We start from the raw sequence: 14,011 nt of genomic DNA, 5'->3' as shown, positions 1-14,011 counted from the left end.
AAGCATTCGTCATGCGTGAGTCGGCCCGCGCTCCAGCGCGCGCAGGACCTCCTGAGCAAGCAGCCCGGCGGGTCCGCCCATGCCGCGCGCCGAAACAAGGGCGATTTCACTGTCGCTGAGCGGCGGCCACGGGTCGCCGAGGAAGACTAGGGCCCGGCCCCCCCCGGAGGCGGGGGGAAAGCCGGCCCCCGGGCCGCCCGGGTCGGGCCGGCCCGGATCCCCAGCAGGGGGCCGGGGGGCGGAGGCGCGCGACGCAGCCGCACCGCGCGGCGGCCCTCGGCGGCGGCCTGGGCCAGACGACGGGCGGCCTGAGCGGCGGTGGCGCGCCCGTCCAGGGGGTCCACGGCCGTGTCCGGCGCGTCGCTGAACGGTTCGACGGCGCGGCGCAGGTCGGCCTCGACGCCTGCCGGATCGGCCAGCAGGGCGGCGACGGCGGCGGGCGCCTCGGCCCAATCCGTCAGATCGCCGTGGCCGAAGACCCAGCGCGCCGCCGCGAACTCGGCCTCTTCGGGCACGCCCAGCAGGTTCAGCAACGGGCCGTCGCCGTCTTCCAGCCCCAGGACGTCGCGGATGAAGCCGGGGTCCAGCACCGGGGCGGTGAAGACGGCGTCGAAGCCGTCGGCCCCGGCCAGGGCCTGTTCGACGGCGGCCAGTTCGATGTCGGTGAAGCCGAAGGCGCGCAGGGCGGCGTGATCGACGCCCGGCGCCTCGACCAGGGTGCGACGGCCGAACAGCCGGCGCTCGGCCGCCTGGACGTCGCCGCCCGCGCGGGCCAGGGCGGCGGCCAGGGGCGCGGCCAGGCGACGGCCGATCTGGCCGTCGGCGGTCTGGAAGACATCGATGACCGAAGGGCCGCCGAGGCCCAGTCGCAGCCGGGCCTCGGCGTCGTCCACGAACAGGCCGACGGTTGCATGACGCCGGGGCGCGCCGAGCTTGCCGATCCGCTTCAGGGCGACGGCGGCGAGAGGATCCGGATTGGACTTCAGGCGGGCGCGGCGGGCGCGGTCAGCGTCGGCGACCTGGCTCTTCAGGGCGTCCCATTCGGCGCAGGGGCCGCGCAACTGGGCCAGTTCCACCGAGGTCTGAGCCGCCACGACCGCCGTCAGGCCCGCCAGGGCCTCGGCCCGGGCGGCCAGGTCGCCGCCGGCCGGGATCAGGGCGGCCGAAAGGCCCTCCAGCCCCAGGGAAATGGCGGCGCTCGCGGCCTGAAGATCCAGGGCCACGGTCCACAGACGCGTCAGATCCGGCAACAGGTCGAAGGTTCCGCCGTCCAGGGCTGCAACGGCGGACAGGTCCAGCAGGGCGCGACCGACCGCGCGCTCTGCCAGGGCCTCGGCGTCGCGGGGAGAGAAGATCGCGATCAGGCCGCCGTCCAGAGCCGATTCGGCGGCCCGCAGGGCCTCGGGCGCGCCGGCGGCGATCTGGGTGCGGTCGGCCAGGGCGATCAGGGGCGGGGTTTCGTGGAAGGGGCGCAGGGCCAGGGCCGGACGTTCGCCATCGACGGCGCGCAGGATGTCGGCGTCGGTGGCGCCGCGACGCCGCGCGGTGGCGGCGGCGCGGCCCAGGGCGGGGTTGCGCGACGGATCGGCGCAGTGGCCGTCCGGTCCCTCGCAGCGGTCCACGGCGTCGGCGACGGCGCAGAGCGCGTCGGCCAGGGCCTCGGCCGACTGCAGCGCCAGTCGGGCGGGCATGCGGTCGGCGCGGTGGTCGGCCAGATGGGCCGGCGCGGCGGGGGCGGGCCGGGCGGGGATGTCGGCGGGGGCCGGGCCCGCCCCGGGCGCCCCCCCCGGCGGGGCCCGGGCCTGCCCCCGCCCCCAGCCGGGGGCGCAGGGCGGCGGCCTCCGGCAAGTCGGCGTAGCCGCCGTAGCGAACCAGACCCAGGTCGGACATGACCGGCGCCGGCAAGTCGACGCCGGGCGACGCCAGCCGCATCATCTGCAACTTGCAGCGCGCCAGGCCGGCGTCAGCCAGGCAATCCGGGAACAGGCTGACCAGATCGTCTCCGGGACAGACCACCACCCGCGCGGCCTCCACGACGCCCCGGCCCGTGACGACGCGCGGCGGCTCGACCGCCTGGACGACGGTCTGACGCAGAAACTCGACCCCGAAACGCCCCTCCAGCCACGCGGCCAGTCGCGGGATGGCCGTGCGGGAGTCCACACGCAATTCATGAGGGCTCCAGAGGGCGGCGACCGTGTCGGGTCCGGTCGTCTCCGGCGACCGGACCCGCGCCTCGTCCGGCGTCATCAGCCGACAGCCCTCGCCCATCTCGGTGGCCATGAAGGCTTCCAGCACGGCGGCGGCCTCGGGCCTGCGTACGGGCAGCCAGAGGCCGTGTTGCAGGATCGGCCCCCCCGCCTCGCCCGCGACCTCGTCCCAGACGGCGCGGCTGCGATGCGCGCGGCGCCACACCCGGCCGCGCGGCTGGCCGGTGACGGTGACGAACCCGAAGTTCCGGATCGAGGCGCCGTTCGCCTGGGCGTCACGGTCGATCACCACCACCGAAAGGCCGCGCCGTGCAGCGGCCAGGGCGCAGGCCAGGCCGACGATTCCCGCCCCCACCACGGCGACGTCGTACCGTCCCATCATCCCATCATCCTCGTCATTCAAGCGTCGCAGCAGTGGTCTAGACCACGCGGGTGCAACAGGATGATGTCAAACGATGAATCGGATGCGGCTCTGGCTGGCGAAGGCCAACCCCGTTGTCTTTGTGGCGTTCGCGGGCCTGGCGGGATTTTGCGCCTATTTCTCCATGTACGCCTTCCGCAAACCCTTCACGGCCGCGACCTTCGATGTCGTGGCCGGTTGGGATTTCGCCCTGGACTACAAGATCGCCCTCGTGATCGCGCAGGTGGCCGGCTACGCCCTGTCCAAGCTGATCGGGATCAAGGTGATCGCGGAGATGCGGCCCGAACGCCGAGCGGCCGCGATCATCCTGCTGATCGGCGTCTCCTGGATCGCTTTGGTTCTGTTCGCGGTCGTGCCTGCGCCATGGAATGTCGCGGCCCTGTTCCTCAACGGCCTGCCGCTCGGTCTGATCTGGGGCCTCGTGTTCGGTTTCATGGAGGGGCGACGCACCAGCGAGGTGCTGGGGGCGATCCTGTGCGCCAGCTTCATTCTGTCTTCCGGCGTCGTGAAATCGGTCGGCAAGGCCTTGATGGAGAACTGGCAGGTCAGCGAGTTCTGGATGCCGGCGGCCGTCGGGGTGGTCTTCATGCCTCTGCTGGCCGTTTCGGTGCTGGCCCTCGCCACCCTGCCCGCGCCCAGTCCCGCTGACGAAGCCGAGCGCGTGGCGCGTCGGCCGATGATGGCCAGGGAGGGCGCCGCCTTCCTGGCCGCGCACTGGCCGGTGCTGCTTCTGCTGGTCGCCGCCTATGTGATGCTGACGGCCTTCCGCGACCTGCGCGACAACTTCGCCGCCGAAATCTGGCAGGCGCTGGGCTACGGCGACGCCGCCTCGGTCTTCACCGCTAGCGAAGGGCCGGTGGCGGCCCTGTCGCTGGTGGCGATGGGCGTGTTGATCGCGGTGAAGAACAACGGCCGGGCCCTGCTGTTCATGCACGGCGTCATTCTGGCCGGGTTCGCCATCCTGGGCGCCTCGACCCTCGCCTTTCAGCAGGGCCTGCTGTCGCCGATCGTCTGGATGATCGCCGGCGGCGCGGGCCTGTACCTCGCCTATACCCCCTTCAACGCCATGCTGTTCGACCGGATGATCGCCTATTCGGGCACGGTCGCGACTGCCGGTTTCCTGATCTATGTGGCCGACTCCACCGGTTATCTGGGCAGCGTGGCGCTGCTGCTGTTCAAGAATTTCGGCGCTGTCGATCTGCCTTGGCTGCCCTTTTTCGTGGGCGCCGCCTACGCCACCAGCCTGGCCGGCCTCATATTGGTCGGAGGCGCCGCAATCCTGTTCCTGCGAGGACGTGGAGATGGATCTCCCTCTCCCAAGGGCTCGGAGAGCCAAGAGCGCCCCTGAGGGCGACGGCGGTTAAACTAGTCGTGATCTTCATCCACCGGCTGGTGGGTGAAGCCTTTGACGCCGCTCAGCGGTTTGGCGTCGCGGCCGATCTCGACGTCGCTTTCGGCATAGGCGACCAGAAGGCGCGCCAGGTCCGTCAACGCGCTTTCGTGGATGCGTTCATAGCCGTGGCTGGCGTCGATGCCGAAGGTGACCAAGGCCGTCCGGATGTCGGCGCCGGACTCCAGCGCCGAGGCCGAGTCCGAGCGGTAATAGCGAAAGACGTCCTTCTGGTGCGGGATGTCATGCTCGCGCGCCAGCTGAACCAGTTTGCGCGACAGGTGCCAGTCGAACGGGCCCGTCTGGTCGGCCATAGCGATGGTGACGCCGAACTCGGACGAGTTCTGGCCCGGCGCGGTCGTGCCGTTGTCGACGGTGACCATGGCCGCCACGTCCGGGATCAGCACGGACGAAGCACCCAGCCCCACCTCCTCCGCGATGGTGAACAGCCACCAGGTGTCGACCGTCGGGATGCGCTCTTCCCGGATCATGCATTCCAGCGCGGCCAGCAGGGTGGCGACCCCCGCCTTGTCGTCCAGATGGCGCGAGACGATGAAGCCGGTGTCCATGAACTCGGGCTGAGGGTCGATGGCGACGATGTCGCCGACGTCCACGCCAAGCGCCAGGGTGTCGTCACGCCCGTGGGTCACGGCGTCGATGCGCAGCTCGATCTGGCGCCAGCTCACGGGCTGGGTGTCCACCTCCTCGTTGAAGGTGTGGCCCGAGGCCTTCAGCGGAAGGATGGTCCCGCGCCAGGCGCCGCCCTCTGAGAAGATCGTGGCCCGCGCGCCCTCGGCGAAGCGGGACGACCAGTGACCGATGGCCACCAGCTCCAGCCGGCCATTGTCCTTCACCTGTTTGACCTGGGCGCCCAGGGTGTCGACGTGGGCGACGATGGCGCGGGCGGGCTTGGCGGTCCGGCCCGGCAGCCGGGCCCGGATGGCGCCGCGCCGGGTCAGCTCATAGTCGAGCCCGAGCCGCTCCAGCTCGCGGCACAACTGCCACACCGCCTCGTCCGTATAGCCGGTGGGGCTGGGCGTGTTCAGCAGGTCGGCGAGGCGGGACTTGAGGTAGTCTAGGTCTATCGCAGGACGGGCCAAGGGGCCTCCTTCAGACGTCGGCCCGGACCACGGCGCGCGCCGAGGTCGGGGCGGACAGGGGAAACAGCAGGTCGATGAACCGCTCGGCCGTCGGCTGGGGTTCGTGATTGGCCAGGCCGGGGCGTTCGTTGGCCTCGATGAAGGCGTAGTCGGCCTCGCGCGGCGACTTCACCATCAGGTCGACGCCGGTGACGGGGATGTCGATGGCGCGGGCGGCGGCGACGGCGGCGCGGATCAGGGTCGGGTGCACCTCCTCCGTCACATCATGGATGGTGCCGCCCAGATGCAGATTGGCCGCCTTACGCACCAGCACCTCCGCCCCCTCCGGCGCAACGTCGTCCAGCCGATAGCCGGCCTCGGCCAGCGTCCGCTCGGTCTCGCCGTCGATGGGAATGGTCGATTCCCCGCCTGTGGCGGCGGCGCGGCGACGGCTCTGATGCTCGATCAGGGCGCGCAGGGTTGAGCGACCGTCGCCGACGACGCGCGGCGGGCGACGCAGGGCGCAGGCCACGACCTTGTAGTCGATCACCACCAGGCGCAGGTCCTCGCCCTGGACCTGTTCCTCGATCAGCACCTGCGAACAGATGCGACGCGCGCGGACCAGGGCCGTCTGGACCTCGTTCATCGTCGTCAGGCCGACGGCGACGCCCTGGCCCTGCTCGCCCCGCGCGGGCTTGACCACCAGGGCGCCGAACCTGGCCAGGGCGGTGTCGATGGCGGACGGGTCGCCGGGGTCGATCCGCTCGGGCACGCGCACCCCGGCCGCCTCGACGATGCGCCGCGTCATCCGCTTGTCGTCGCAGATGCTGAGCGCCACGGCCGACGTCAGCTCCGACAGGCTCTCGCGGCACCGCACCGACCGGCCGCCCCAGTTCAGGCGGAACAGCCCGCCCTCGGCGTCGATGATCTCGGTATGGATGCCGCGCCGGCGCGCCTCGTTGACGATGATCCGGGCATAGGGGTTCAGGTCATGGTCGTCGGTCGGACCGACGAAGAGGGCCTCGTTGATCGGATTCTTGCGCTTGACCCCGAAGAAGGACACGCGGCGAAACCCCAGCTTCTCGTACAGGGCGATGGCCTGATCGTTGTCGTGCATGACCGACAGGTCCATGTGGGCCAGGCCCTGGGTCTTGAAATGCTCGGCCAGACGCCGGACCAGGGCCTCGCCGACGCCCGGCTGGGTCGCCTGGGGATCGACGGCGAGACACCACAGGGACGAACCGCATTCGGGATCGTCGAAGGCGCGGACATGATTGACCCCCGTCACGGTGCCGATCACCGCTCCGGTGGTCGTGTCCTCGGCGACGAAATAGGTCAGGGTCCGGTCATCGCGATGCGACCAGAAGAAGTCCGGCGGGACCGGCACCATCTTGCGCTTGGCGTAGATGTCGTTGACCGCCTGGGCGTCCATCTCGGACGTCAGGCGCCGGACGGTGAACCCCCTCGGCTGGCGGCGGCTGGCGCGATAGGTGGCCAGTTCCAGCCGATAGGTGTGCGACGGATCCAGAAACAGCTCCTGCGGCGCCTGGGCCAGCAAGACATGCGGATTACGGACATAGAAGGCGATGTCGCGGCGGTCCGGCCCCTCGGCGCGCAGGGCGTCGACCAGCGGCTCGGCCGTGTCGAAGGTCTGGGCGAACAGCAGCCGCCCCCAGCCGCAGTCCAGCACGGCGTTGGGGCTGGGCCCCTCCCCCGTCCGCACCGGCGGCTTCAGCCCCTCATGACGCAGCCGCTTGAGCCGGTGCGCCTTGGATCGTTCGGGGCGGATGTCAGACGCCATGCTGTTGCATCCACATCTCGAGCACGGCGACCTGCCACAGTTCGGACCCGCGCAGCGGCGTGATGTGCTCGGTCGGATTGGCGAAGAGGATGTCCAGATAGGCCTTGTCGAACAGGCCCCGGTCGCGCGCCGCCGAATTGGTCAGGGCCTCGCGCACCATCTCCAGATAGGGGCCCTGGATGTATTTCAGCGCGGGGACGGGGAAATAGCCCTTCTTGCGGTCGATCACCTCGGACGGGATCACCAGACGCGCCGCCTCCTTCAGCACCCCCTTGCCGCCCTGGGCCAGCTTGTGTTCGGGCGGAATCCGGCCGGCCAGCTCGACCAGCTCGTGGTCGAGGAAGGGCACCCGCGCCTCCAGACCCCAGGCCATGGTCATGTTGTCGACCCGCTTCACCGGGTCGTCGACCAGCATCACCTGGCTGTCCAGACGCAGGGCCTGATCGACCGGCGTGGCGGCGCGGCCTTGCGCGAAATGGGCCTCGACCAGCGCCCGGCTGACGTCGGTGTCGGCCATGTATGCGCCGTTCAGCTGGGTCTTCAGCGTCGCATGGCTGCGGTCGAAGAAGGCCTTGGCGTAGGTCTCGACCGGGTCGGCCGTCTCCAGCATCGGCGGGTACCAGTGATAGCCGGCAAAGACCTCGTCCGCCCCCTGGCCCGACTGCACCACCTTGATATGTTTCGAGACTTCCTGGCTCAGCAGATAGAAGCCGACATTGTCATAGCTGACCATCGGCTCCGACATGGCCCCGATCGTCCCCGGCAGGGCCTCCATCAGCCGCTGGTGCGGCACGAAGATCTGGTGGTGTTTGGTCCCATAGTGTTTGGCGATCAGGTCGGAATAGACGAACTCGTCGCCCTTCTCGCCATTGGCCGCCTCGAAGCCGACCGAGAAGGTCATCAGATCCTTCTGGCCCAATTCCGCCAGCAGGCCGACGATCAGGCTGGAGTCGACCCCGCCCGACAGCAGCACGCCGACCGGCACATCCGCGACCATGCGGCGCTTCACCGCCTCGCGCAGACTGTCCAGCACACGGTCGCGCCAGTCCTCGGCGGTCAGGGCCGCGTCCTCGGCATGGCGGGTCATGTCGGGCTGCCAGTACAGCCGGTCCTTCGCCGTCCCGTCCGCCTCGATCACCCGGATCGTCGCCGGGGGAAACTTCTTCACCCCCTTCAGGATGGTGTGCGGCGGCGGAACGACCGCATGGAAGGTCATGTAGTGGTGCAGGCCGACCGGATCGATGGTCTTGTCCACGTCTCCCGCGGCCAGCAGGGCCGGCAGGGTCGAGGCGAACCGCAGCCGCTGGCCGCTCTCGGCCAGATACAGCGGCTTGATGCCGAACCGGTCGCGGGCGATCACGGTGCGGCCCGTGTCACGCTCATGCAGGACGAAGGCGAACATGCCCTTGAATCGCTCGACGCAGGCCTCGCCCCAGGCCTTCCAAGCCTTGATGATGACCTCGGTGTCGCCGTGCGAGAAGAAGCGGAAGCCTAGCCCCTGCAGCTCTTCGCGGAGTTCAGGATAGTTGTAGATGCAACCATTGAAGGCCAGGGTCACGCCCAGGTCGGCGTCGACCATCGGCTGCTGCGCCGCCTCCGACAGGTCGATGATCTTCAGCCGGCGATGCCCCAGCCCCACCGGGCCGCGCATCACTATGCCGGACCCGTCCGGTCCACGGGGCGAGAGCGCATCGGTCATGCGTTGGACAGCCCCGGCGTCGGCCGGCCGTCCATCGAAATTGATCTCGCCGCTAAGACCGCACATGGGTCCTCCTTGAATTGTGGAAGCAGCGTGTACAAATGGTTCGTGCACGAAAGAGTTCAACCGGATGAGCGATATTTCTCCCGACGCGGCCGAAGACCTGTCCACGTCCCTGCTCCGCTCGGTGCGCCGGATCGCCCAGGCGATCGACGTCCGGTCGCGCGAGATCGCCCGGCTGACAGGCCTGACCCTGCCGCAACTTCTTGTGCTGCAATCGATCCGCGCGATGGGCGAGGTGAGCACCAGCGCCATTTCGCGCGACGTCTCCATGTCGGCGCCCACCGTGGTGGCCGTTCTCGACAAGCTGGAGGCCAAGGGGATGGTCGTCCGCTATCGGTCCAGCATCGACCGACGTGTGGTTCACGCGCGCCTGACCGAGCCTGGCCGCCAGGCGTTGGCGGCGTCGCCGGGCCTGCTGGGCCAGAATTTCACGACCCGGTTCGACGGCCTTTCGCGCATGGATCGAGAGACGATGACCGCCGCAGCGGATCGCCTCGCCACGATGATGTCCGTCCGTAGCGCCGCCCCCGAGGATCCATCCTCGTCCTGACCCGGCCCCGCCGAATGGCGAGACCCGGCCTTACCCCGGCCGCCACTCGCTGAGCCCCTGGCCTTGGGCGTCCTCGAAGGCGACCCGGTCCAGTTGGACCGCGCCGATACAGACCGGGCGCTGATCCGGTCCAGCGGCGCGACAACGAATGGCGCGGCCGTCCGCAAAGGCCGTCATCCGCCCCTCCAGCACCAGTCGATACCCGTTCGTCGGCGCGACCGGGGCCTGGTCGCCCTCGGCGCGGACGGTCAATTCATAGGCCCGGCCGTTGCGGCGGCCGAGGCGCGAACCGTCTTCCTCGAACACGGCCGCCAGACCAAAGGTCTGGGGCGAGACCGCCCTCGCGCCGTCCGCCGCCGGATCGCTCGGAACGCCCGGACAGCCATCCGTGCGCAACCACGGGCGCGGCAGCCAGAACCCCTCGGCCGCTTCCCAGCTGTCGGCCCCGCCCGCGACCATCGGCGAACCCGTCCAATCGGCCGGCGCCAGGGTCAGTTTCAGGCTCTTGCCCTTGTCGCCCCAGGACCAGGCGGCCAGCCCGTCGCCCCCCGTCGCCCCAGCCGTCGACCGACCCGCGGGCGCGGGCCCGGCGCAGCCGAAGGCCTGACGGATGACGAAGCGGCGACCGGCCAGGGTGGCCCCGCCCGGGTCCTTGCCGGCGGCATAGGCCGAGGCCGCGACATCCATGGCCTGCAAGAGCCCGGTCCGGTCCAGCACCGGCGCGGGACCGATGGCGACGACCGGCGGCGCGCTGACGGCCGGGGCCGGCGGCGGAGCAGGGGCGGCCTCCTCGCGCTGGCAGGCGGCGAGGAAAACAAGGGACGCCGCAAGCGCGACGACCGACGGGCGAGGCGACACGGTCGGTTCCAGCATGAATCCACCCTAGCATGGGTTCGCGCTTTCGGGGGCCATCGTGCGAAAAAGGTTGACGAAAGCTACGGAGACCGGTCTGCACAGGGTCATGACCTTCGATCAGATCGCCGCCCTGGCGGTGCTCATCGGCGTGGTCGGCGTGCTGATCCACGGCAAGCTTCGCGCCGATGTCGTCGCCCTGACTGGAGCCGCCGTCCTGCTGCTGCTGGGGGTGGTGCGGCCGGTCGAGGTGCAGAGCGCCTTCGCCAGCCCCGCTGTCATCGCCCTGGCCGGCCTGTTCGTCATCGCCTACGCCATCGAACTGTCGGGCCTGTTGGGCCTGCTGATCCGCCAGGCCACCCGACTGGCGGCCCGGATCGGGGCCATGGGCATCTGGATCGTCATCGGCCTGTGCGGCGCCGTCGGCGGTTTCCTGAACAATACGCCGGTGGTGGTGCTGGCGGCGCCGGTGATCCGCGACGTCGCCCAGTCCCTGCAGCTGTCGCCCAAGCGGTTCCTGATGCCGCTCAGCCATGTGACGGTGATGGGCGGCCTGCTGACCCTGATCGGCACCTCGACCAATCTGCTGGTCAACGACATGGCTCGCAATGCGGGCCAGCCGGTCTTCGGCCTGTTCGAGATCACGCCCGTGGGCCTGTTCATCGCCGTGATCGGCGGCCTGTGGCTCTATTTCGTCGGCGCCCGGCAACTGGGCCGGTCGGTGGCCAAGGACGAGGCCCAGGCCGCGCGCCTGGCCGAGTTGGAAGGCGCGCGTCGCCGCGCCGAGGCGGAGGCGGCCGGACGCCGCCGTCGCGCCCTGCCCTTCGGCCTGCCGCGCCTGGGGGAATCGCGCAACCAGTCGGACGGCTCGGGCGACGCCCATCTGGGCGACGTCGCCCTGTTCGGCGCGGCGGATCGCCCCTTCCGGCTTCGGCCCGCGCTGATCTCCCTGGCGATCTTCGCTCTGGTGATCGCCTCTGCCGCGCTCGGCTGGGCCCCGATCGCGGCCTCGGCCTTCGCCGGGGCGGTGGCGCTGATCCTGCTCAGGGTCATCACCCCCGAAGAGGCCTATGCCGGGCTGCGGCCCGAAATTCTGCTGCTGATCGCGGGCATGGTGGTGGTCGGCACCGCCATCGAGGTGACGGGCCTGGCGTCCGCCGGGGCGGACCGGCTGATCGACGTGATCCGGCCGATGGGACCCCTGGGCGCGCTGATCGTGCTTTACGGCGTGACCCTGTTCGCGACGGAGCTCCTGTCCAACGCCACCGTCGCCGTGTTGATCACCCCCATCGCCGTGGCCCTGGCCGAAAGCCTGGGCGTCGATCCCCGCCCGTTCCTGGTGGGCGTGATGATGGCCGCCTCAGCCGCTTTCGCGACCCCGTTCGGCTATCAGACCAATGTGCTGGTCTTCAACATGGGCGGCTACAGCTACATGGATTTCGTTCGTGTCGGCCTGCCGTTGAACCTGGTCACCTGGGTCGCCGCGATGATCGCCATCCCGGTCTTCTTTCCGTTCTGACTTGACCAACGCGCTTCGACGCCGGTCTGGCGGGCACGACGCATGGATCCTTCAAGATCTGGTGCGGGCGGCCGGGGTCGAACCGGCAAGGGCTTGCGCCCGGCAGATTTTAAGTCTGCTGCGTCTACCAGTTTCGCCACGCCCGCGAGCCGGTCCGGCTCTATAGCCAGAACCGGACCGTGTGGCCAAGCGACCTAGTGTGCGGCCGGCGTCGCTGTCGTCGTCGCCGGCCGCATGGCGCGGAAATCGACGTCGGAATCGGCGATCAGCCAGAGCAAGCCCGCCCAGGCGGCGACGTTCTGGGTCAACTGCGCCGGGTCGATCTTGTCCAGGGTGTCGTTGGCGGTGTGGTGCAGGTCGAAATAGCGCGTCCCGTCCTGCGCCAGACCGAAGAAGGGCACGCCCAACGGTCCCATGGGACCGACATCGACCCCGCCGTCGGTCTCGACCTGGTCCGACGCCAGGACGCCGATCGGATAGAGGACGCGGGTCGCCGCCTTCTGGAAGTCCGAGCCCTGGGCGCCGGCGGGCAGGCGCAGCGCATAGACCCGGTCCGCGCCGAAGTCGCTTTCGCCGGCGATCACGTGTTTCTCCAGGGCGGCGCCCTGGTTGCGGGCGTAGACGCCGCCGCCGTTGCCGGTCTGGGGCGTGGGCTGGGCGACTTCCTCGGAGCCGTAGAAGATCACCCGCAGGGTGCGCGCGGGGCGTCGGCCGCTGTCGGCGATGGCCTTGGCCGCCGCGACCGTGATGGCGCCGCCCGCCCCGTCGTCGATGGCGCCGGTGCCCAGATCCCAGCTGTCCATGTGCGAGCCCAGCACGATGACCTCCTCCGGCCGGGTCGCGCCAGGCAGGTCGCCGATGACGTTCTGGCTGTGGGTCTCATAGGTGCGGGCGGTCGAGGTCAGGTGCATCCGCACCGGCTCCCCCAGGGCGATCAACCGGCTGACCTGGTCGGCGTCCGGCGCGGACAGGGCGAAGGACGGGATGGTCGGCTTGCCGTCGACATAGCGGGTCGTGCCCGTGTGGGGCATGCGGTCCTCGTCTGACCCGACCGAGCGCATGACGAAGGCCGCCGCGCCCTTGGCCGCCGCCACGCCGGAACCGGCGCCGCGCACCCGGGTCTGGGGACCATAGCCCGAGCCGTCCTGCATCGGGTGCATCTGACCCAGATCGACATAGACGATCTTGCCGCGAACGGTCGCCGGATCGGCCGCCTGCAGGTCTTCAAAACTGGAGAAGCGCACCACGTCCGCCTCGACCCCGCCGCGCGGCGTGGCGGGCGAATGGCCCAGAGCGGCGGCGACCAGCGACTGGGCGTTCCTGCCGACGATGGCGGCCGAGCCTTCGCCCCGCTCCCAGCCGACCAGCGGGAATTCTTCGACGCGGACGTTCTGGAAGCCGTGGGCGCGCAGATAGGCGGCGGCCCAGGCGGCGGCGTCCTGCTCGGAATTCGACCCAGCCGGCCGCGCGCCGAAGCGGGTGGTCAGCTGGGTGACATAGTCCAGGGCGATGTTCGACGTCAGCGCCGCGTCACGAACGGCGATGGCGCGCTCCACCGTGACTGCGTCCTGGGCCCTGGCCAGCGGAGCAGCGGCGGCGACGAGGCCGAGCGCGAGCGCGCTGACGGTCAGCAGACGGAAGGACATCGGCAGGCTCCAGACTCGGGGAAGAGCCTCAGCCTAGAAAGACTCAGCCGTTCTGGAAATAGGGTTCGACCAAGCCCTGCAGTTTGACCGTCAGGGCCTTGCCCTTGCGGTCCACCCGATTGCCCAGCGCCAGCCGCACCCAGCCCTCCGAGACGCAATATTCCTCGACATTGGTCTTTTCCTCGCCCTTGAAGCGAATGCCGACGCCGCGTTGCAGCACGTCCGCATCATGGAAGGGGCTGGAGGGATCGACGGAGAGGCGGTCGGGGGGCGTGTCGGACATGATCGTTCGGCGGCTCGGATATCGGGAAGGCGCGGTGATAGCCGCGCCCGGCCCTCATGCCAACCGAAACCGGCGATCAGCCCATGTAGTGATGAACAGCGGCGCCGACCCAGATCAGCCCCGCAGCGGGCACGACCAGGATCAACACCCGTCGCAGGCGGTGCGCGATATACAGAACCTCGCCCATCATGGCGGACACCCTCGATATGATCGTCGCCCTGTATCTGGGCGTGAGGGATATGATCCGCCAGTAGGGTTATCGTCCGGAAATCGTCAGGCTACGCATCAATGCGGATGCGCCTACTGCACCGTCTGGCGCGGCGGGGCGTCTGTAGCGGCGGGCTTGTAAGGCTGCGGGCCGGCGGCGGCGGGCGCGGCCCCCCAGGGGCTGGCTCTTTTACACATCTCCCAGCCCCCCGGACTCCCGGGGAACTCCTATGCCGGCTTTTTCTTTGAAAAAAAAAAAAAAGAAAAAGAGACGTAATAGTGGAGACAAGCACA

At 69.8% G+C, this 14,011-nt stretch carries 10 protein-coding genes, 1 tRNA gene and 1 pseudogene; 3 read left to right on the top strand and 9 right to left on the bottom strand.

Annotated features, from left to right (window positions below; translation table 11 throughout):
* Positions 1-146: 146 nt before the first annotated feature.
* Complete coding sequence (locus ER13_RS11775; protein ID WP_197019781.1) at positions 147-1,691, bottom strand: hypothetical protein; 1,545 nt, start codon at positions 1,689-1,691, stop codon at positions 147-149.
* Positions 1,692-1,827: 136 nt separating this feature from the next.
* Positions 1,828-2,586 (bottom strand): annotated as a pseudogene (locus tag ER13_RS17985) (TIGR03364 family FAD-dependent oxidoreductase); the annotation flags it as partial.
* Positions 2,587-2,662: 76 nt separating this feature from the next.
* Here ER13_RS17985 and ER13_RS11765 point away from each other — a divergent pair.
* Positions 2,663-3,976: a DUF5690 family protein gene (locus ER13_RS11765; protein ID WP_035309471.1), complete on the top strand. Its 1,314-nt coding sequence runs from the start codon at positions 2,663-2,665 to the stop codon at positions 3,974-3,976.
* Positions 3,977-3,993: 17 nt separating this feature from the next.
* Here the strand turns inward: ER13_RS11765 and ER13_RS11760 are convergent, their stop codons facing one another.
* From ER13_RS11760 to ER13_RS11750, 3 genes are read right to left on the bottom strand one after another with little or no spacing between them, the layout of a single operon-like run.
* Entirely contained in the window at positions 3,994-5,118 is a 1,125-nt protein-coding gene (locus tag ER13_RS11760; RefSeq protein WP_008262271.1) for an osmoprotectant NAGGN system M42 family peptidase, read from the bottom strand.
* A 10-nt stretch (positions 5,119-5,128) separates the two neighbouring features.
* Positions 5,129-6,898 carry an N-acetylglutaminylglutamine synthetase gene (gene ngg / locus ER13_RS11755; protein WP_035309468.1) on the bottom strand — a complete coding sequence of 590 codons (1,770 nt, stop codon included), beginning with the start codon at positions 6,896-6,898 and terminating at the stop codon, positions 5,129-5,131.
* Positions 6,888-8,663, bottom strand: a complete 1,776-nt coding sequence (locus tag ER13_RS11750) for an N-acetylglutaminylglutamine amidotransferase (RefSeq protein ID WP_035309466.1) — start codon at positions 8,661-8,663, stop codon at positions 6,888-6,890. The genes ngg and ER13_RS11750 overlap by 11 nt, the downstream gene beginning before the upstream one ends.
* Before the next feature lie 64 nt (positions 8,664-8,727).
* On the opposite strand from ER13_RS11750, the gene ER13_RS11745 reads away from it, so the two are divergent.
* Positions 8,728-9,210, top strand: a complete 483-nt coding sequence (locus ER13_RS11745) for a MarR family winged helix-turn-helix transcriptional regulator (RefSeq protein ID WP_035309464.1) — start codon at positions 8,728-8,730, stop codon at positions 9,208-9,210.
* 30 nt (positions 9,211-9,240) lie between these two features.
* On the opposite strand, the gene ER13_RS11740 is transcribed toward ER13_RS11745, so the two are convergent.
* Complete coding sequence (locus ER13_RS11740; RefSeq protein ID WP_035309462.1) at positions 9,241-10,083, bottom strand: hypothetical protein; 843 nt, start codon at positions 10,081-10,083, stop codon at positions 9,241-9,243.
* An 88-nt stretch (positions 10,084-10,171) separates the two neighbouring features.
* Between ER13_RS11740 and ER13_RS11735 the strand changes: the two genes are divergently transcribed.
* Positions 10,172-11,581 (top strand): SLC13 family permease, encoded by a 1,410-nt coding sequence (locus ER13_RS11735; protein WP_008260165.1) that lies wholly within the window; start codon positions 10,172-10,174, stop codon positions 11,579-11,581.
* A gap of 59 nt (positions 11,582-11,640) precedes the next feature.
* Here the strand turns inward: ER13_RS11735 and ER13_RS11730 are convergent.
* From ER13_RS11730 to ER13_RS11720, 3 genes are all read right to left on the bottom strand, one after another.
* Positions 11,641-11,727: transfer RNA gene (locus ER13_RS11730), tRNA-Leu, on the bottom strand.
* A 48-nt stretch (positions 11,728-11,775) separates the two neighbouring features.
* On the bottom strand, positions 11,776-13,227 hold the full coding sequence (locus ER13_RS11725) for a M20/M25/M40 family metallo-hydrolase (protein WP_035309461.1): 1,452 nt from the start codon (positions 13,225-13,227) through the stop codon (positions 11,776-11,778).
* Positions 13,228-13,270: 43 nt separating this feature from the next.
* Positions 13,271-13,510: a DUF3297 family protein gene (locus ER13_RS11720; protein WP_008263719.1), complete on the bottom strand. Its 240-nt coding sequence runs from the start codon at positions 13,508-13,510 to the stop codon at positions 13,271-13,273.
* Between the last annotated feature and the right edge of the window lie 501 nt (positions 13,511-14,011).

Origin of the sequence: Brevundimonas sp. EAKA (assembly GCF_000698025.1) — a bacterium.
Classification (GTDB): Bacteria; Pseudomonadota; Alphaproteobacteria; order Caulobacterales; family Caulobacteraceae; genus Brevundimonas; species Brevundimonas mediterranea_A.
This window is presented reverse-complemented; position numbering and strand designations above follow the sequence as displayed.

Excerpts from the sequence above, each read along its gene's own strand:
- ER13_RS11745 (WP_035309464.1), top strand. The coding sequence starts at position 8,728 with ATGAGCGATATTTCTCCCGACGCGGCCGAAGACCTGTCCACGTCCCTG.
- ER13_RS11720 (WP_008263719.1), bottom strand. The coding sequence starts at position 13,510 with ATGTCCGACACGCCCCCCGACCGCCTCTCCGTCGATCCCTCCAGCCCC.
- ER13_RS11775 (WP_197019781.1), bottom strand. The coding sequence starts at position 1,691 with ATGCCCGCCCGACTGGCGCTGCAGTCGGCCGAGGCCCTGGCCGACGCG.
- ER13_RS11735 (WP_008260165.1), top strand. The coding sequence starts at position 10,172 with ATGACCTTCGATCAGATCGCCGCCCTGGCGGTGCTCATCGGCGTGGTC.
- ER13_RS11740 (WP_035309462.1), bottom strand. The coding sequence starts at position 10,083 with ATGCTGGAACCGACCGTGTCGCCTCGCCCGTCGGTCGTCGCGCTTGCG.
- ER13_RS11725 (WP_035309461.1), bottom strand. The coding sequence starts at position 13,227 with ATGTCCTTCCGTCTGCTGACCGTCAGCGCGCTCGCGCTCGGCCTCGTC.
- ER13_RS11750 (WP_035309466.1), bottom strand. The coding sequence starts at position 8,663 with ATGTGCGGTCTTAGCGGCGAGATCAATTTCGATGGACGGCCGGCCGAC.
- ngg (WP_035309468.1), bottom strand. The coding sequence starts at position 6,898 with ATGGCGTCTGACATCCGCCCCGAACGATCCAAGGCGCACCGGCTCAAG.
- ER13_RS11765 (WP_035309471.1), top strand. The coding sequence starts at position 2,663 with ATGAATCGGATGCGGCTCTGGCTGGCGAAGGCCAACCCCGTTGTCTTT.